This window comes from Acinetobacter sp. Gutcm_16, from assembly GCF_028649355.1.
Classification (GTDB): Bacteria; Pseudomonadota; Gammaproteobacteria; order Pseudomonadales; family Moraxellaceae; genus Acinetobacter; species Acinetobacter johnsonii.
Genome location: NZ_JAQSUV010000033.1, coordinates 319,260 through 338,646 on the forward strand (window position 1 = coordinate 319,260; position 19,387 = coordinate 338,646).

At 43.2% G+C, this 19,387-nt stretch carries 14 protein-coding genes; 10 read left to right on the forward strand and 4 right to left on the reverse strand.

Annotated features, from left to right (window positions below):
• Positions 1-114: 114 nt before the first annotated feature.
• Positions 115-1,560, reverse strand: coding sequence for an amino acid permease (locus PTT44_RS12065; protein ID WP_168158452.1), 1,446 nt, complete (start codon positions 1,558-1,560; stop codon positions 115-117).
• Between the two features lie 414 nt (positions 1,561-1,974).
• Positions 1,975-3,477, reverse strand: coding sequence for a MocR-like pyridoxine biosynthesis transcription factor PdxR (gene pdxR / locus PTT44_RS12070; RefSeq protein WP_005400033.1), 1,503 nt, complete (start codon positions 3,475-3,477; stop codon positions 1,975-1,977).
• Positions 3,478-4,055: 578 nt separating this feature from the next.
• Here pdxR and gabT point away from each other — a divergent pair.
• Entirely contained in the window at positions 4,056-5,318 is a 1,263-nt protein-coding gene (gene gabT, locus PTT44_RS12075) for a 4-aminobutyrate--2-oxoglutarate transaminase (protein ID WP_168158451.1), read from the forward strand.
• Between the two features lie 16 nt (positions 5,319-5,334).
• Positions 5,335-6,783 (forward strand): NAD-dependent succinate-semialdehyde dehydrogenase, encoded by a 1,449-nt coding sequence (locus PTT44_RS12080; protein WP_168158579.1) that lies wholly within the window; start codon positions 5,335-5,337, stop codon positions 6,781-6,783.
• Between the two features lie 585 nt (positions 6,784-7,368).
• Here PTT44_RS12080 and PTT44_RS12085 read toward each other — a convergent pair.
• Both PTT44_RS12085 and PTT44_RS12090 read right to left on the reverse strand, forming a co-directional pair.
• Positions 7,369-7,899, reverse strand: a complete 531-nt coding sequence (locus tag PTT44_RS12085; protein WP_168158450.1) for a hypothetical protein — start codon at positions 7,897-7,899, stop codon at positions 7,369-7,371.
• A gap of 51 nt (positions 7,900-7,950) precedes the next feature.
• Entirely contained in the window at positions 7,951-8,373 is a 423-nt protein-coding gene (locus tag PTT44_RS12090; protein WP_168158449.1) for an Lrp/AsnC family transcriptional regulator, read from the reverse strand.
• 203 nt (positions 8,374-8,576) lie between these two features.
• Here PTT44_RS12090 and PTT44_RS12095 point away from each other — a divergent pair, with 203 nt between their 5' ends.
• The 8 genes from PTT44_RS12095 (at position 8,577) to alr (ending at position 19,208) form a co-directional block, all read left to right on the forward strand.
• Entirely contained in the window at positions 8,577-9,851 is a 1,275-nt protein-coding gene (locus PTT44_RS12095; protein WP_171527516.1) for a Glu/Leu/Phe/Val family dehydrogenase, read from the forward strand.
• Between the two features lie 77 nt (positions 9,852-9,928).
• Positions 9,929-11,146, forward strand: a complete 1,218-nt coding sequence (locus tag PTT44_RS12100) for an aspartate aminotransferase family protein (protein ID WP_168158447.1) — start codon at positions 9,929-9,931, stop codon at positions 11,144-11,146.
• 13 nt (positions 11,147-11,159) lie between these two features.
• The gene (astA, locus tag PTT44_RS12105) at positions 11,160-12,191 is read left to right on the forward strand and encodes an arginine N-succinyltransferase (protein WP_058952229.1); all 1,032 of its coding nucleotides are present in this window, start codon (positions 11,160-11,162) and stop codon (positions 12,189-12,191) included.
• Positions 12,191-13,660, forward strand: coding sequence for a succinylglutamate-semialdehyde dehydrogenase (gene astD, locus PTT44_RS12110; RefSeq protein WP_058952228.1), 1,470 nt, complete (start codon positions 12,191-12,193; stop codon positions 13,658-13,660). The genes astA and astD overlap by 1 nt, the downstream gene beginning before the upstream one ends.
• Positions 13,661-13,683: 23 nt before the next feature.
• Entirely contained in the window at positions 13,684-15,024 is a 1,341-nt protein-coding gene (gene astB / locus PTT44_RS12115) for an N-succinylarginine dihydrolase (protein WP_168158446.1), read from the forward strand.
• 21 nt (positions 15,025-15,045) lie between these two features.
• Positions 15,046-16,023, forward strand: a complete 978-nt coding sequence (gene astE, locus PTT44_RS12120; protein WP_168158445.1) for a succinylglutamate desuccinylase — start codon at positions 15,046-15,048, stop codon at positions 16,021-16,023.
• A 403-nt stretch (positions 16,024-16,426) separates the two neighbouring features.
• Positions 16,427-17,926: an amino acid permease gene (locus PTT44_RS12125; RefSeq protein ID WP_168158444.1), complete on the forward strand. Its 1,500-nt coding sequence runs from the start codon at positions 16,427-16,429 to the stop codon at positions 17,924-17,926.
• Between the two features lie 55 nt (positions 17,927-17,981).
• Positions 17,982-19,208 (forward strand): alanine racemase, encoded by a 1,227-nt coding sequence (alr, locus tag PTT44_RS12130; protein WP_168158443.1) that lies wholly within the window; start codon positions 17,982-17,984, stop codon positions 19,206-19,208.
• The last annotated feature ends 179 nt before the right edge of the window (positions 19,209-19,387 follow it).

Genomic DNA, 19,387 nt, shown 5'->3' on the forward strand with positions numbered 1-19,387 from the left:
TTTCTTTTTTTATCTAAGTGGTCATTTCGTATCATTAAAAAACCGATGGCTCTTACTTGAAAGCCATCGGTCTAATCTAGTTTGAAGTTAGATCATTACCACATTATTTTAAAACTAAAGGTTATTGCTCAAATCGGCTTGAGTGTTCATCGGCTTATCTTGAGCATGCTTTCCCCAGTTAAACTTCTGTGCACAGATGCCCAATCCAACAATAAACAAGGCAAGTAAACTTGTGTAAGTCACTTCTTTAAAGTAGGTACCTTCCACAAGCATAGTAATGAGCGCGCCAATGATAAAGACGATGGCAAGATAAGTGAGCCAAGGGAATAACCACATTTTAAAGTCAATCACTTGTCCTTCGGCTTCTAATTTTTTACGCATACGTAATTGTGAGAAGGCAATGGTCAGGTAGACATACAACGCTGCTGTACCTGTTGCTAACATGAAGATGTCATAGACATTCATACTTTCAGTTGCAGTAAGGTACGTTGCCACCAGAGCAAATAATGACGAGACCAGAACGCCCATCCACGGACTACCATTACGGTTGATTGAACCGAAGCTTTTCGGTGCATCGCCACGTTTTGACAGTGAAAATAACATCCGTGAGCAGGTATAGAGAGCCGAGTTAAAACAGCTACATACTGAGGTTAGGACTACAAAGTTAACAATGTGTTTTGCTTCTGGAATGCCAAGTGCTGACAAAGTCACACTATAGGTTCCCCAAGTGGGATCTTTTAACAGTGGATTGTTATGTGGAATTAGGCAGACGGTAATAAACATTGAACCGACATAGAACAACATAATTCGCCAAACCACAGAGTTAGACGCTTTACGGATTTCACGGGCAGGATTTTCTGATTCTGCTGCCGCAACCGTAACAATTTCAGCACCGATATAGGCAAACATAACCCCAAGTAAGGCGGTGATCACTGCCGAGAAACCGTTCGGCATGAAGCCGTCCGCAGTTAAATGCGTGATTCCTGATGCAGTTGCTTGACCCCATGGCCATAAATGCATGATAGCCAAGCTACCAATCACTAAGAAAATCACAATCGCAATTACTTTGATGAGTGCAAACCAAAACTCAAATTCACCATAGTTTTTGACATTTTGCAAGTTAACCAAAACTAAGGACACAATTACGACCAGCATGTACCCCCAGATTGGGATAAAGGGAAACCAGCTGTTGAGAATTTTACCTGCGACATAGGCTTCCCAACCCATCAGCAAAGCCCAAGAACACCAATACAGCCAGCCAATGGTAAAACCAGCCCAACGACCAATGGCACGATCAGCATAGGTTGAAAACGACCCACTGTCTGGATTGAGAACAGCCATTTCACCCAGCATACGCATGATTAACAGAATGAGTAATCCACCAAATGCATAGGCCAAAACTGCAGCCGGGCCTGCCGAATAGATAACATTTCCCGAGCCGATGAACAGTGAACCACCAATGACACCTGCAATCGAGATCATGGTGAGATGACGCGACTTAAGTCCATTTTTTAAGCCTTGAGATGCATCCGACACAGCGCTTTGTTTAGGTGCTTCCATATAATTTTCCTTAATCTTAAGGAGGTAGCTTCAAAAGGGGGCAAAGCCTTTTTCGGACTACTTATCCTTTAAAACTGTAACCGAATGATCAGAGGCTTTATCATTATTAAGGCAAAAATGAATAAATCTGATATTCGTGTCAAAGCGTGAAAAATCACACTTTGGCTACAAAACGGTTACATGTTGTTTATGTATGCACCTAATCTCTCTTTTTTGTTCTCAGTAAACGAGAGCCATTTTTTAGCATTTGGAAGGAGCCAATTGCAGCTAAAATGTGAAAAGCTGGGGAGCCAATGTTTACTCTCATCTCAATAATTTATAGAATGAAGCAGCAAAACTCAGCTTTGTAACTGCGGCTTTAGTCGTAAGTCGAAGGGTTGTAAAAAAACTTAAGTATCTAATTTATAAAAATAATCAACTCAGCGTACGAACTCCTGCATTTCGCAGACATTTGAGTAACACACCAAAAGCCACCAATATTTCTTGTTCACGGACACAGGCAAAGCCCAATAGTAGTCCTTTCTGCCGTGTTGAATAATGCTTGGTATAGTATTGTGACAGTGCTCGAACTTTTACGCCTTGATCAAGTGCATTGCTGGCAATTAACACATCATCCATGTTGCTCGGCAGCTTTAAAATCAAATGTAAACCAGCAGCGGTATTGTATTCATGCAGGAAATCTGCCCCAAGATGACGTGTAATCAGATCGATTAAAAAGGCGTGACGCTTGCTATAGAGTAAACGCATACGACGAATATGTGCTTCATAATGGCCCTCACGGATGAACTCTGCCAAAACTTTTTGATCCAGTAAATGCCCGCCCCGATATAACTCCGATGCCACAATACGCAGTGGTGAAAACAACTTTTTAGGGACCACCAAATAACCAATGCGCAACGCAGGGTAGATGGTTTTACTGAAGGTTCCCATATAAATGACAGGTGCATCTGGCTCCAAACCTTGCAAAGAAGGGAAGGGCTGACCCGAGAAGCGGAACTCACTGTCATAGTCATCTTCTACAATCCAGCTTTTATGCTGGCGTGCGATGGCAATCAGCTGTTTACGACGTTCTAAACTTAAGTGAGAGCCTAAAGGGTATTGATGTGAAGGCGTCACAAAAATCAGTTTAGGCGGGGTTTTCGGGTCTAGGTCAGGAATAATACCTTCTTGATCGACAGGTAAGGAGCGTAGATTCACGCCATTAATGCGTAAAATATTACGTGCTCCCCAATAAGCAGGATCTTCAATCCAAACTTCATCGCCAGGGTCACTTAAGGTCCGTGAAACCAAATCGATCGCCTGGTGTGTTCCTTCAGTAATAATGATTTGGTCTGCATCGCATTGCACCGAACGCGCAATTTTGAGGTATTCCGCCAGTTCTTGGCGCAGCTCTAAACAACCGCCCGCATTGCTATAAATGAGACTGTTGATTTCGGGTTCACGGCTGAGGCGGGTCTGAATACGGCTAAAAATATGGTGCGGAAATTCTGTGACATCAGGTGCACCGGGCACAAACGCGCCCCATTGGTAAGGCGATGCAGCTGAATAGCCGATGAGATAGGAACCGCGCTGCGACAAATTATAATTCTGCTGGGTCTTTTTTTCTTGAGTTTGGCTATTGGTATTTTCAGCTTTGACCAAAAAGGATTCAGGCAGTTTTTCAGCGACCCAAGTGCCTTGGCCTGTACGTGCTTCAACATAGCCTTGCGCTTGTAATTGTTCATATGCACTGAGTACAGTATTGCGTGAGACTTTAATTTCTTTGGCTAAGTCACGTGATGCAGGTAGGCGAGTTTTGGGTGCGAGTACACTGTCAATAATGGCGTTGCGTAAGCAGCGAAACAACCGCAATTGTAGGGTTCCGTCAATATCTTGCTGTAATCGTTGCAGTAAATAATCTCCAAGCAAGCTACGCAATTGGCTCTCTCCTACAATATTAAAATGGCTTTTCGTGAGTGATTACCATAAATGCAAAATTATCTCGTCAGGCAGCCGTTGTAAAGCATTTCGCTTGTAGACGTTGGGAGCAAATGCCCGAGACTAAGGGGCTGGAAATATACACAAGTCGCATCCAAAGCAAAAGTTTTTTTAGATGATTTACATAATCGAATACAACGGCTTGAAAATACAATTAGAAAAGATTAAAGAAGGACATAAATGGTTTCTAGGTTGGCATAGTCATTTGCTGAATTTTGGGCTTCTTTAGCATTTTGGGTGATTCGGTTGAATACCGTAATGGCCCTCTTGAATAAGTATGCCTTTTTAAAATTCATATTATTTAAGTTATTTATTTTTAATAAATAAATATTTTATGTGGAAAATAATTATAAAGGGGGCGGGTGAATTGGCTCCATCTGTCTGATGAAAAGTGGCTCTCGTCTAGTGCCAATAAAAGCGCAAAATGCAATAAACCCCACGTCCTTTGTAAATCAGCAAAAAGCATGATCGGGACGCTGAAATTTTATAAATGTATGAATCAAGAATGAGGATACAAAATGGACAGTAAACACTCTGCACTGAACGCACGTAAACTAAAAGCGACTCCTCGTGGCGTTGGTGTCATGTGTCAATGGTATGCGGAGAAAGCAGAAAATTCCACCATTTGGGATGCTGAAGGGAATCAATATACAGACTTCGCGGGCGGTATTGCGGTACTGAACACAGGTCACCGTCATCCTAAAATTATTGCTGCTGTTACTGAACAATTGACTAAATTCACCCATACAGCGTACCAAGTTGTACCGTATGAAAGCTATGTTTCTTTAGCTGAACGTATTAATGCACGTGCGCCAATTGCTGGTGAAGCGAAAACAACATTCTTCTCTACTGGTGCTGAAGCTGTAGAAAATGCAGTGAAAATTGCACGTTCTTACACAGGTCGTCACGGTATTGTGACTTTTGGTAACGGTTTCCACGGTCGTTCATTTATGACCATGGCAATGACGGGTAAAACTGCACCGTACAAACGTGACTTTGGTGTGATGCCTTCAGGTGTTTTCCATGCACGCTACCCAGTAGAGTCAAAAGGCATTACTGTAGATACTGCGATTGAAAGCATTGAAGATATTTTTGCAGAAGATATTGCGGCACATGATGTAGCTGCTATTGTACTTGAACCTGTTCAAGGTGAAGGCGGTTTCAACGTTGTTCCTGCTGAATTCTTAAAGCGTTTACGTGCGCTATGTGATCAACACGGTATTTTGATTATTGCAGATGAAGTACAGACAGGCTTTGCACGTACTGGTAAGTTATTTGCCATGGATCACTACGAGACCAAAGCGGATTTAATCACGATGGCGAAAAGTCTTGGTGGTGGTTTCCCAATCTCTGGCGTGGTTGGCCGTGCTGAAGTGATGGATGCTCCAAACCCAGGTGGTCTAGGTGGGACTTATGCAGGTAACCCAGTGGCTGTAGCTTCTGCACATGCAGTACTAGACGTGATTGAAGAAGAAGGTCTTTGCGAACGTGCAAATGTATTGGGCGCAGAGTTGGTTGAAGTTCTGAATGAACTCAAACAGTCTTCGTCTACAGTCCAAGAAATTCGTGCGTTGGGTTCAATGGTCGCGATTGAGTTGGAAACGGCGGATCAAGCGAAAGCAATTCAAAACTATGCAATGCAAAATGGCTTGCTTATTTTGACCTGTGGTCGTTATGGTAATGTGATCCGTTTCTTATATCCTTTAACGATTCCTGCAGAACAATTCCGTGCTGGCTTAAACATTTTAAAACAAGGTTTTGCACTTTCTGCTGCAGCATAATTGAAGAGTAATGATGATGCTTCAAGCGCAATATAAAGATTTATTACAGCATCCAGATATTTGTTTTGATCAGCCTGAAAATGGCGGTTACATCGAAGTCAAAGATGCGTCAACACATGACACCTTGGCATGGGTGAAATCCCATGACCGAGCGTCAGTTGAGCAAGTGATTGCTCGTTCTCAAAAGGCACAAACTGCGTGGAAAGCGCAAACAGCTCTACAACGTGCTGATGTGCTTTGGGCTTGGTTTGATTTGATGCAGGAAAATAAAGAGTCATTGGCTCAGATTTTGACTGCTGAACAAGGTAAGCCTTTAGCAGAAGCACGTGGTGAAATTGGCTATGCGGCTTCATTTATTCGTTGGTTTGCAGAACAAGCGCGCCGTATCGATGGTGAAGTTTTAACACCAACACTGCCGAACCAACGTTTGTTGGTGATCAAACAGGCGATTGGTGTTACGGCCGCAATTACGCCGTGGAACTTCCCCGCAGCAATGATCACACGTAAGGCCGCACCTGCAATTGCAGCAGGATGCTCAATGATTGTGAAACCTGCTGAGCAAACGCCTTTAACGGCATATGCTTTAGAAGTGTTAGCGCTACGAGCGGGTTTACCACAAGATGTGTTATTACACATCAGTGGTGATTCAAGCGAAGTGGGTAAAACACTGTGTGAAAGCGACACAGTGAAAAAGTTGAGCTTCACAGGTTCAACTCAAGTTGGTCGTATCTTGATGCAACAATGTGCACCAACCATCAAAAAACTGTCTTTAGAATTAGGCGGTAATGCACCTGTTTTGGTGTTTGATGATGCCAATCTTGAGCAAGCCGTACAAGGTATTATGGCCAGCAAGTTCCGCAATAGCGGACAGACCTGTGTATGTGCCAACCGTATTTATGTACAAGACGGCATTTACGATGCTTTAGTTGAAAAACTGGCAGTTGCTGTCGCGAACTTAAAAGTGGGTGATGGCCGAGTTGAGACTTCAACACAAGGCCCGCTGATCGATGAAGCCGCGATTGAAAAAGTACAGTCGCATATTGCTGATGCCATTAGCAAAGGTGCGCAGGTTAAAACTGGTGGTCAACGCTCAAGCCTAGGTGGAACTTTCTTTGAACCGACACTTTTAACCGAAGTGACGCAAGAGATGAAAGTCGCGAAAGAAGAAACCTTTGGTCCATTAGCACCCTTGTTCCGTTTTAAAACGGAAGAAGAAGCAGTGCAAATGGCCAATGACACTGAGTTTGGTCTGGCAACTTACTTGTTTACCCAAAACACAGCACGTCAGTGGCGTGTTGGTGAAGCGCTTGAGTATGGTATGGTCGGCATCAACACAGGTGCGATTTCAAACGAAGTGGCTCCCTTTGGTGGTGTGAAGCAGTCTGGCTTAGGTCGTGAAGGCTCTAAATTTGGTATCGACGAATATCTCGAAATGAAATATTTGTGCGTGGACTTATCTGTTTAAATTAGTCCAGTAACCAGCAGTTAAAAAATCAGCCTTGCCCATTCAAGGCTGATTTTTTATGGGTGTATAAGGGGGGGAGAGTCGGTTTCTTTTAAAATATTGTAAGGTCTAACATTGGTCTGACCCTGAAACCTATAGTTATGAGGGATAATATTTGATCAATCTAATAAGATCACTTTTTAATTTATGAAAGATGTTTAATCTAATTAATTAATTTTAGAAATTTTCCCACAACTTGAGATCAATATATTTGTAAAACGTGGATATGTATCTCCCTTCAAACTTGCCACATTCCAAAATAATCCATATTTTTGTACAATTTCTGGTTTATAGAAACTTATGCTACCAAACAAATGCAAATATAAACACTATCCCTATATTTACCATCTATTCTATCTGGGTTTAAAGCCAATATTTCACTATAATCTAATTTGATCTGTTCCGCTGTTTTTTTTTGAGTACTCCTATTAGTTTGTCCTGTCATCTCTTCAATCATTTTATTATCACAACAAAATTTATAAATTGAATAGTATGACATTGTATAGCTTTTTTCTTTTTCCTTTACAATACTTGATAATGGATATATCAATACATTATCCCCCCCTTCACACTAATAATAATTGAATACCTTGTGCTAAGGCTTTTTAAATATTCAACATCAACTGTATTATCATTTTCCCACAACCCTCGCAGGCCATTTCTAGACTTACTATAATCATTACAATTCTTATTTTTTTCCAAACATGATCGTCTACTAATATATTCAGATACTGTTCCTACCGCAATTATCCCAAAATTTTCTTCAAATGATTTATTAATATTATATTTTTTCATTAAATTAATAATCTTTTCTTTATCACTTAAGTCATATTTAGAAATAAAAACTCTAGAATAATATTCTCCTTCCGTATCTTTAATCCATTTTTCTAAAGCTTGAACAACTATATCTGCTTTCAAATTTTCCAATTTTTCTTCTTCTGAAAGATATTTTCCTTCTGCTGTACAGTAACCACGTCTCTCATTATATGCCTCATATTGCCAAAGAAAAATTCTTACAACTAAACAACCCATTAATAACAAAGCCACCAAAAGAGCTGTTTTATATGATAATTTCATTATAAATCCTTTTTTCAATTCAGCAATTTTCGTGGTCTCACTTTATCGACTTTAAACTTTATAGGTAGAAAGCAAAATGCTGGTTTCAGTGTTATAAATACCTGAAATATTTCGAATTCGTTCTAAAATCCGATCAAAATTTTCTAAGCTGTCAGACTTCAACTCTACCAACAGATCCCACTTGCCATTGGTGCTATGCAAGGTATGCACGGCAGGGTCGATTCTGAGCTCTTTGACCACCGCACTGGTCTTGGTGCCTTCGACCATAATATTCATCCAAGCTCGGATACTATTTTTCTCAGTCCCTGGTTTAATCCGCACCGTATAGCCTGTAATCACACCACTGGTTTCCAAATGTTCAATGCGCTTTTGTACCGTATTTCGAGAGATACGGAGCTTGTTGGCAATCTCAGTAATCGAGATACGCGCATTGTCTTGCAGTAAGCCGAGGATTTGACTGTCCGTATCATTCATTTTGATTTTTCCTGTTGTCAATTTGATGAAATTTATTTCATTTTAATCAAAATTACAACTTTTTCGGCGCAGTTTGATTTTTCATACTATGCATATTGAGCAGTATTCACATGAACGTTACATCGAGCTGAGGCGATGCGTTCTGCGGGTAATGTCTCATATCTATTTAATGGATTTGATTCACCAAATTTTCAAAGGGAAACATCATGTCTTTGTCATATGAAATGGACAATAGTGGCGCTTGGCAGACCTATCTTGCACAGATTAACCGTGTTGCGCCATATCTGGAAGACGACTTAATTCCATTCATCGATACTTTAAAGCGTCCTAAGCGCGCTTTGATTGTTGATGTACCAATCGTGATGGACGATGGTTCGATCCAGCACTTCGAAGGTTATCGTGTACAGCACAATTTGTCGCGTGGACCGGGTAAAGGTGGTATTCGTTATCATCCAGACGTAGAACTCAATGAAGTCATGGCACTCTCAGCGTGGATGACGATTAAAACTGCGGTATTGAACTTACCGTATGGCGGCGCCAAAGGTGGTGTTCGTGTAGACCCTCGCAAATTGTCTCCACGTGAACTTGAACGCTTAACTCGCCGTTTTACTAGCGAAATTAGCCTAGTGATTGGCCCACAGGTCGATATTCCTGCTCCAGATGTAGGCACCAATCCAGACATCATGGGTTGGATGATGGATACCTATTCAAGTATCAAAGGTCATACCGTAACAGGTGTAGTAACCGGTAAGCCTGTGCACTTGGGTGGTTCTTTAGGCCGTGTGCGTGCAACAGGTCGTGGCGTATTTGTTACTGGTTTAGAAGTTGCTAAGAAAATCAATCTTGCGCTTGAAGGCAGCCGTGTAGCAATCCAAGGTTTCGGTAACGTGGGTAGCGAAGCGGGTTACTTATTCCATAAAGCCAATGCGAAAGTGGTGTGTGTACAAGACCATACAGGCACGATCTTTAATGCTGAAGGTATGGACGTTAAGCAGTTACAAGACTACGTTGCGATTCATAAAGGTGTAGCAGGTTTCCCAGATGCCACTTTAATTGAAGATGAAGCGTTCTGGTCGGTTGAAATGGATATTTTAATTCCAGCGGCTTTAGAAGGTCAGATTACGCCTGAGCGTGCGCAAAAATTGACTGCAAAATTAGTCTTGGAAGGTGCGAATGGTCCAACGTATCCAGACGCAGAAGACATTCTGTTAGAACGTAAAATCACGATTGTACCTGACGTACTGTGTAACGCAGGCGGTGTAACTGTGAGTTACTTCGAATGGGTTCAAGACATGGCGAGCTACTTCTGGACAGAAGAAGAAATTAACCAACGTTTAGACAAACTCATGATGTCAGCAGTTGAAGACGTTTGGTTCACTGCAAGCGAAAAGCAGTGCAGCCTACGTACAGCAGCATACATCTTGGCGTGTAAACGTATCTTAAAAGCACGTAAAGAACGAGGAATTTTCCCAGGTTAAGGGGAAGTTCCGTGCCCTTCGGGGCACACCATATTATTAGAAAGAACAACATCAGATTTATTAAGGACGAACAAACCATGAACCAGAATAGTCAACCAAATCGCCAAGATTTTAATCAGTACATGGTGCCAGTTTTTGCACCCGCTCAGTTTATTCCTGTGCGTGGCGAAGGTTCTCGTTTATGGGATCAGCAAGGTAAGGAATATATCGATTTTGCAGGCGGTATTGCGGTCAATGCGCTTGGACATGCTCACCCTGTGGCGGTGAAAGCTTTGGTCGAACAAGGTCAAAAGCTTTGGCACATTGGCAATGGTTATACCAATGAACCCGTACTTGCGCTTGCAAAACAATTAGTTGATAACACCTTTGCAGATAAAGTGTTCTTCTGTAACTCTGGTGCAGAAGCCAATGAAGCGGCTTTGAAACTTGCACGCAAAGTGGGCCTACTTTCAGGCTCTGCACGCAAAAATAAAATTATTGCATTTAAAAATGCTTTCCACGGTCGTACTTTATTTACGGTTACGGCAGGTGGTCAACCGAAATATTCACAAGATTTTGCACCGCTTCCAGAAGGTATTCACCACTTACCATTTAATGATTTAGACGCAGTACGTGAAGCGATTGATGCAGACACGTGTGCGGTGATTGTTGAGCCGATTCAAGGTGAAGGTGGTGTCATTACGGCAAGCCCTGAATTTTTAAAAGGCTTACGTGAACTGTGTGACCAACATGGTGCGGTACTTATTTTTGATGAAGTACAAACAGGTGTCGGTCGTACAGGTGCTTTATATGCGTATATGAATACGGATGTGATCCCAGACATTTTAACCACAGCCAAAGCACTCGGCGGCGGTTTTCCAATTGGTGCCATGATCACAACAGATAAGTTTGCCAACATGTTTGTGGTGGGTGACCATGGTACGACTTATGGTGGTAACCCATTGGCGTCTGCTGTAGCCAATGCCGTATTTGGTTTGATCAATACCCCAGAAGTGTTAAATGGTGTACGTACACGTGCGCAAATTTTTGCCGACGGTTTAAACCAGTTAAATGCACGTTATGGCCTATTTGAAGAAGTCCGTGGTCAAGGTTTATTAATTGGCTGTGTACTAAAAGCTGAATATGCAGGCAAAGCCAAAGACATCGTGACTTTAGCGGGCGAAGAAGGCTTATTGGCGCTGGTTGCAGGTCCAAATGTCGTTCGTTTCACGCCATCATTAATTATTCCAGAAGCAGATATCGAAGCAGGTTTACAACGCTTTGAACGTGCGCTCGCGCGCTTTGTTGGCGCGTGATAGGCCGCTGGTTATGATGATTGTTAGACATGCAGAGCATCGAGATTTAGATGATATCTACATTCTGGCGGGGAAGTCGGGCGTTGGCCTGACTTCTTTACCCCAAAATAAAGAGATCTTATCTGCTCGAATTGCACGCACACAAAAGACCTTAGCTGGGCAAGCTGCACCGAGTGAACAAGGGTATTTATTTGTTTTAGAAGATACTCAGTTACAACGTGTGGTGGGTGTGAGTGCCATTGAAGTTTCAGTGGGTTTAACTGAACCTTTTTATAACTACCATGTGGGCAAACAAGTCCATGCCTCACAAACTCTGAATGTTTATAAAACTTTAAATACGCTGTTTTTAAGCAATGACCATACTGGTTGTAGTGAACTCTGCACGCTGTTTTTAGATCCAGAGTACCGCAAAGACCAAAATGGAAAACTACTGTCGAAGATTCGTTTTCTGTTTATCGCAGCTTTCAAACAGGCTTTTCAAAATAAGCTGATTGCAGAAATGCGTGGTTATTCGGATGAAAATGGTCGTTCGCCATTTTGGGATGCCTTAGGCCATCACTTTTTCAATATGGATTTCTCGACTGCGGATTACCTCAGTGGTATTGGACAAAAAGTCTTTATTGCGGAGTTGATGCCACGTTTTCCTGTGTATATCGACTTACTGCCGATGGCTGCGCAACAAGTGATTGCACAGGTGCATCCTCAGACTGTTCCTGCCTCTCGTGTGTTGGAGTCAGAAGGGCTGTGTTACCAAGGCTATGTCGATATTTTTGATGCAGGCCCGACGCTTGAAGCGGAAGTCAGTAGCCTGCGTGCAGTCAAAGAAAGTCATACTTGTGCCGTCAAAATTGTCGATAGCGTACCAGAAGGTGCAGGGCGTTATTTGGTGGCGAATGATCGCTATCAAGACTATCGCGCGATTTTAATTCAGCATGCGGCTGAGACAGACAGTTTAAGTTTAACGGTAGAACAAGCGCATGCCCTTGGTGTGCAAGCAGGGCAAAGCATTCGTATGTTGCCTTTAGATAAGATGGAGCAAAAATAATGTCACAAGGGAATTTATATATAAACGGGACATGGTCTCCAGCACAAGGTACAGCATGGGACAAACTCGATCCAGTTACGCAAGACACAATTTGGCATGGTGCAGAAGCAACAGCTGAGCAAGTTGCACAGGCTTGTCAGTCTGCACGCGCAGCATTTGCCGCTTGGGCACGCCGTCCTTTAGCTGAGCGCCTTGAAATTATTCAACGATTTGCCAGCTTGTTAGAACAAAACAAACAACAGCTTGCAACGATTATTAGTCGTGAAACCAGTAAGCCGATTTGGGAAACATTGACTGAAGTTCAGTCAATGATTGGTAAAGTAGCGATTTCAGTACGTGCTTATCACGAACGTACAGGTGAAAGTCTGACGGAAATGCCAGATGGCGCTGCGTCTTTACGTCACCGTCCGCATGGTGTTTTGGCTGTATTTGGCCCATATAACTTCCCAGGTCACTTGCCAAATGGTCATATCGTCCCTGCGCTGATTGCGGGCAATACCATTGTTTTTAAACCAAGTGAACTTACGCCGTGGACAGCAGAAGAAACCGTGAAGTTGTGGCAAGAAGCAGGCTTACCAGCAGGCGTATTGAACTTGGTACAAGGTGGTCGCAGTACAGGTGAAGCACTGGCCCAATCGCATGAAATTGATGGCTTGTTGTTCACAGGCAGTGCCAATACGGGTTACCACTTACACAAGCAGCTTGCGGGCGCACCAGAAAAAATTCTCGCGCTAGAAATGGGTGGCAACAACGCATTAATTATCGACGAGATTACCGACATTGATGCGGTGGTGAACTTAACCGTCCAATCTGCCTTTATTTCAGCGGGGCAGCGCTGTACTTGTGCACGTCGTTTAATCATTAAAAATGGTGCACTAGGCGATGCCTTCATTCAACGTTTAGTTGAAGTCAGCCGTAATTTGGTTGTGGGTCAGTGGGATGCTCAGCCACAACCGTTTATGGGTGGTGTCATTTCATTGCATGCTGCACAGCAAATTCTACAAGCACAACAACGCCTAATCGATTTAGGGGCTCAAGTTCTGCTCCCTGTTACTCAAGCGGATGCCAACAGCAGCTTGTTAAGTCCGGGTCTTTTAGACGTGACCCATGTTAGCGATGTGCCAGATGAAGAATATTTTGGGCCACTCAGCTGTATCTATCGTTATGACCATTTCGATGAGGCTTTGGCACTGGCGAATGCCACTCGATTCGGTTTGTCGGTGGGTCTAGTTTCACCTGACCGTGATCTGTTTGATCGTTTATTGATTGAAGCGCGTGCAGGCATTGTGAACTGGAATAAACCATTAACAGGCGCTTCAAGTGCCGCGCCATTTGGTGGTGTTGGTGCATCAGGGAATCATCGTGCCAGTGCTTTCTATGCCGCAGATTACTGTGCATGGCCAATGGCATCTTTAGAAAGTCAGCAGGTAAGCCTACCTGAAAAATTATCGCCAGGCATTGTGCTGTAAGTCGACAAAAAGGGAGTTTATAAATGTCAGGCTATGAAATTAATTTTGATGGTTTAGTTGGTCCAACGCATCACTATGCGGGATTGTCATTCGGAAACGAGGCATCCACCAAAAACCAAAATAATCTTTCCAACCCGAAGTTGGCTGCCAAGCAAGGTCTGTTAAAGATGAAAGCTTTGGCCGACATGGGCTTAAAGCAAGGTGTATTTGCACCGCAAGAACGTCCACATGTGCCAACTTTGCGTAAATTGGGTTTTCGCGGTGATGATCACAGTGTAATTGAACAAGCGATGCGAACTTCGCCTGCGTTATTGTCAGCGTTGAGTTCAGCATCCTGTATGTGGACCGCAAATGCGGCAACGGTTTCACCGTCGGCGGACAGTGCAGATGGTCGTGTACATTTTACTGCGGCAAATTTGAACAACAAATTCCACCGTTCAATTGAGCATGACACCACGTCTCGCGTGATGGCAGCCATGTTTAAGGATGAGCGTCACTTCGCACATCACGAAGCGCTGCCACCTGTGGCTTTGTTTGGTGATGAAGGTGCGGCGAACCATAACCGTTTAGGCGGTGCGTATGACCAAGCCAGCGTGCAAGTGTTTGTCTATGGTCAGCAGTTCCTCGGTGGTGGTATTGGTCCGAAACACTATCCTGCACGCCAGTCGCGTGAGGCGAGTGAAGCAGTGGCACGTTTACATCAGCTCAAAGCGGAACAAACAGTGTTTGTGCAGCAACATCCCGATGTGATTGACCAAGGCGTCTTCCACAACGACGTGATTGCAGTGAGTAACCAAAACGTACTATTCCACCATCAGCATGCATTTTTGAATCAATCTGAAGCGTTGGCAGAAATTAGCGAAAAAATGGCGCGTTTGGGTCAAGAATTTGTGTCCATTGAAGTGCCTGATCAGCGTGTATCTGTGAAAGATGCGGTCAATACGTATTTGTTCAATAGCCAATTGCTCACGCGTGCCGATGGCGGGATGAGCATTGTGGTGCCTGAAGAATCGCGTCAAAACCCAGCAGTGTGGGGTTATTTAAACGACATGATCCAAATGGGCACGCCGATTGATGACATCAAGGTGTTTGACCTGCGTGAAAGTATGCGCAATGGCGGTGGCCCTGCGTGTTTACGTTTACGTGTGGCGGTGAATGAAGCAGAACTGAACGCGATCAATCCACACCTGTTCATGAATGATGCCTTGTTTACCCGTTTAAATACGTGGGTGGATCAGTACTACCGTGACCAGTTGGCACAGCAAGATTTGGCTGACCCGCAATTACTGATTGAAAGCCGTACTGCGTTAGATGAATTGACGCAAATTTTGAACTTAGGTTCGGTGTATCACTTCCAACGTTAAGCAATCGTGCAGGGAAAGCAGATGATAGATTTTCTAGGTGATGTTTTAGCACAACGTGTCCCGACTGTAGCGCATGGCGTACAGCATAATTTTTGTTGGGAATGGTTGGCTGAAGGTGTTTTATCTTTTACGCCAAAACAGGCTTATGAAAAAGCAGTCGTGCTTTCCGCGGGTGTGCATGGCAATGAAACTGCGCCAATCGAGTTGTTGACGCAGCTGAGTCAAGATTTGTTTGCAGGGGCATTAGAGCTCAAGGTTAAGTTATTACTGATTTTAGGTAACCCTATCGCGATTCGCACAGGGCAACGTTATGTTGAAAATGATATGAACCGCATGTTCTGTGGGGCCTATCAACAATTTACCGACACAGTTGAAGCGCAGCGGGTAGCGGTCTTAGAACAGATCGTCACCGCTTTTTTTAATGATAGTCCAGCTCAAGTACGGCGCTATCATTACGATTTGCATACTGCGATTCGCCCATCTTTGTTGCCGACTTTTGCCTTATTTCCTTATCAAACCCATGACTATGATGCGGTGATGCTGGACACCCTAAAAGCTGCTGAATTGGATGCCTTGGTGTATCACAATGCAGTAGGTCGTACCTTTACGCACTTTAGCAGCGCTCAGTTTCAAGCAGCCAGTTCGACGCTTGAACTTGGTCATGCCAAACCCTTTGGCCAAAATGATTTGGCGGCTTTCGCCGCGATTAATCATGTGCTTCGCGCCGTGGTGAGTGAACAGTCCTTACCTATCCGTCAAAAACAAGCAATTCAAACTTTTCGAGTCGTTGATTCGATCATCAAAACTGAAGATGACTTCCAGCTTAATTTGGCAGATTCTGCGCCTAATTTTTCCGTGTTCGAAACCGATGCCGTGATTGCTCTGCAACAGGGCAAACCGTATGTGACTGCACCTGAGCAGGTTCGAATTTTATTTCCGAATAATCAAGTGAAAAAGGGATTAAGAGCAGGGCTGATATTAACTGAGGTTCATCCTTGATGATTTCAGTCAATTTATTAAATGTGATGATGGTGGTTTATCGAACTTAAGTCGTTAAATTAATTTTCAATGGAATTGAATATATGGATATTGAGAAAAATATTAATTCAATATTTTCATCTGTCGATCATAAGGGTACTTATAATCGATGGATGATTTTGCGTTATGTTTTTATTAAGCTATTGTTTTTTAATATTAAATAATTAAATTGGGCATGGGTTTTGCAGCCTGTGTGAGTATTATTTTGCCGCCATAAAGAGATAAATAGTGTGGTGCTGAATAATAAAAATTAATGTTATTGAAAAATAATATGTAGCTTAATTTTGGACTGAGATGAAATAAGGAATTATCTAAATCTGAGTCCCATATTTACACCCATTGGGTTGTAAATTGGAGTAAAAACATGATGAATGGAAAACAGACCCATCAACAAAAAGAGCCCTTAGAAGGTGATTTACTGGGTGGGCATCATTACGAGTCAGTTGAGGAAGAACAACTGCAACGCTCACTGACCAATCGTCATATTCAGATGATTGCGATTGGTGGTGCGATTGGTACAGGTCTTTTTATGGGGTCGGGCAAGACACTCGCTGTGTCGGGTACTTCGATCATCTTAACTTACCTCATTATTGGCTTCTTCTTCTTCTTCGTCATGCGTGCGATGGGGGAACTACTGCTTTCTAATACCAATTACAAATCTTTTGCAGACTTTGCAACGGCTTATTTGGGGCCGTGGGCAGGGTTCTTTTTGGGTTGGTCGTACTGGCTCAGTTGGATTGTCACCGCAATTGCGGATGTGATTGTGATTGGAGGTTATGCACAGTTTTGGTATCCCGATCTCCCCGCATGGATACCCGCCTTCACCTCCATTGCCATTTTGACTTTATTGAACTTTGTTGCGGTAAAACTGTTTGGTGAAGTGGAGTTCTGGTTTGCTTTAATTAAAATTATCGCGATCATTATGTTCCTGTTGGTCGGTGTTTATCTGATTACGATTGGTTTCGTCTCTCCAGATGGTGTGAAAGCGTCTTTGGCCCATGTGGTTGAGAAAGAGTCGCTATTCCCTTATGGTCTAACGGGCTTCTTGGCTGGTTTCCAAATTGCGGTATTTGCCTTTGTTGGTATTGAATTGGTGGGTACCACAGCGGCAGAAACCAAAGATCCGCATCATGCTTTACCACGCGCGATTAACTCAATTCCATTACGTATTTTATTGTTCTATATCGGTGCTTTGGTTTGTATTATCGCAGTCACTTCTTGGTCGCAGATTTCTCCAGACAAAAGTCCATTTGTTGAAATGTTTACGTTGATTGGCTTGCCCGCAGCAGCCAGTATTGTCAATTTTGTCGTGGCAACCTCTGCCATGTCTTCCGCGAACAGTGGTGTGTTTGCCACCAGTCGTATGTTGTTCGGTTTAGCGGTAGAAAAAGATGCACCGAAAAGTTTTGCTCGACTGTCGAAAAGCAAAGTGCCAGTACTGAGCTTAATGTTCTCGATGTTCTGTGTGGTGGTAGGCACTTCAATTCTGTTTATTGTGCCTGATGTCATGACGGCATTTATCATCATTTCAGCCTTCACTTCGATTTTGTGTATTTTCACCTTTGCCATGATTATTTTGTCGTACTTGGCTTATCGCAAAAAAGCGCCTGAACTGCATGAACAGTCGGCGTATAAAATGCCAGGTGGACGTTTTATGGCATGGTTTACCTTGTTGTTCTTAATCTTTGTGGTTGCGATTTTGGCGCTCGATCATGACACCATGATTTCATTGGCCTTCTCTCCAATTTGGTTTATTGGACTGGGTATTGCTTATTACTATAAAACGAAAAAATATGCTGAGCGTAACTGGATTTTGACCCATGGTCGCCGCATTGAACAGGATGAAATGCCAGAAAATAATTAAGGAATAGAGGGGGATATTCCCCCTTTATTTTTATCGCAAAACAGAGGGATTTATTTTGAAAAAAGCGACACTTTGGGCATGCATGCTGGGTGCTGGATTACTACATATACAGAGCAGTTTTGCCGCACCTTTATTGACGCCACATCTTTCAGCGACACAAGTGGTAGCGCCACAGGCCAATGCATGGGTCGAAATTAATGTGCAGACCTTCGAGCAGAATATTCAGACCTTACAACAGCAGCTACAGGACAAAAGCCAGATTTGTGCGGTCATGAAAGCCGATGCTTATGGTCACGGGATTGAACTGTTGATGCCGAGCATTATTAAGCTCAATGTGCCCTGTGTTGGTATCACCAGTAATGCCGAAGCCGCGATGGTACGCAAGACTGGTTATCAGGGGCGCTTATTAAGGCTACGTGCAGCGACTGACCAAGAAATCCAAAATGCTGCTTCCTTAAAGATGGAAGAGTTGTTGGGGAACTATGAACAAGCACAGCGCCTCTCAGTATGGGCTAAACAACAGGGTTTAACCCTTGCGTATCATTTGGGTTTAAATGCAGGGGGGATGGATCGAAACGGTTTAGAGCTGAACAGTGCACTAGGTAAACAGCAAGCGCTACGCATGACCAAACTGCCAAATTTAAAGCTGGTGGGCATCATGACGCATTATGCTGTGGAAGATGAAAAATATGTGCGTGAACGTTTGGCGGTCTTTAACCAGCAAACGGATTGGATAATTAAAAAAGCCAAATTAAAGCGAGAAGCACTGACTTTACATACCGCAAATTCTTTTGCGACCTTGACGGTTCCAGAGTCACACCTAGATATGGTACGTGCAGGCGGTGTGATTTATGGTGACAGCCTTCCAGATCGAGCTGAATATAAAAAGCTGATGACCTTTAAAACTCAAGTGGCAACAGTCAATGCCTATTTGAAAGGCACAACAGTTGGCTATGACCAAACGTATACTTTGAAGCGAGATTCACTATTGGCGAACTTGCCGCTTGGTTATTCAGATGGTTATCGACGTGCATTTAGTAACAAAGCCTATGTACTGATTCGAGGGCATAAGGTGCCTGTAGTCGGGCGCACCTCCATGAATACGACTATGGTGGATGTCACTGATTTTCCAGATATTCGTGCCAATGATGAAGTGGTCCTGTTTGGCCAACAAGGGGGCGCAATAGTGAAGCAAAGTGATTTGGAAGAATACAATGGCGCTTTGCTGGCAGATGTCTACACCATGTGGGGTAATTCTAATCCAAAAGTTGTGGTTCGTTAGAGTAAAAAGGGGGGGGGATTCTGTTGTGTTGACCTCCTTACTGACAAAACCATCGTTTGGTTTAGGCATTATTCCAGTGTCTAATAATGATTAAAATATTGTTTTTAAGAATGAACTGACGGTTTTATTCAAGGCAGTGCATAGGTGGATATGCACTGCCTTTTCATTTCTAGCATCGA

Coding starts and splice junctions, on each gene's coding strand:
- gabT (WP_168158451.1), top strand. CDS start 4,056: ATGGACAGTAAACACTCTGCACTGAACGCACGTAAACTAAAAGCGACT.
- PTT44_RS12080 (WP_168158579.1), top strand. CDS start 5,335: ATGCTTCAAGCGCAATATAAAGATTTATTACAGCATCCAGATATTTGT.
- PTT44_RS12085 (WP_168158450.1), bottom strand. CDS start 7,899: ATGAAATTATCATATAAAACAGCTCTTTTGGTGGCTTTGTTATTAATG.
- PTT44_RS12125 (WP_168158444.1), top strand. CDS start 16,427: ATGATGAATGGAAAACAGACCCATCAACAAAAAGAGCCCTTAGAAGGT.
- astB (WP_168158446.1), top strand. CDS start 13,684: ATGTCAGGCTATGAAATTAATTTTGATGGTTTAGTTGGTCCAACGCAT.
- astE (WP_168158445.1), top strand. CDS start 15,046: ATGATAGATTTTCTAGGTGATGTTTTAGCACAACGTGTCCCGACTGTA.
- astD (WP_058952228.1), top strand. CDS start 12,191: ATGTCACAAGGGAATTTATATATAAACGGGACATGGTCTCCAGCACAA.
- PTT44_RS12100 (WP_168158447.1), top strand. CDS start 9,929: ATGAACCAGAATAGTCAACCAAATCGCCAAGATTTTAATCAGTACATG.
- PTT44_RS12065 (WP_168158452.1), bottom strand. CDS start 1,560: ATGGAAGCACCTAAACAAAGCGCTGTGTCGGATGCATCTCAAGGCTTA.
- astA (WP_058952229.1), top strand. CDS start 11,160: ATGATGATTGTTAGACATGCAGAGCATCGAGATTTAGATGATATCTAC.
- PTT44_RS12090 (WP_168158449.1), bottom strand. CDS start 8,373: ATGAATGATACGGACAGTCAAATCCTCGGCTTACTGCAAGACAATGCG.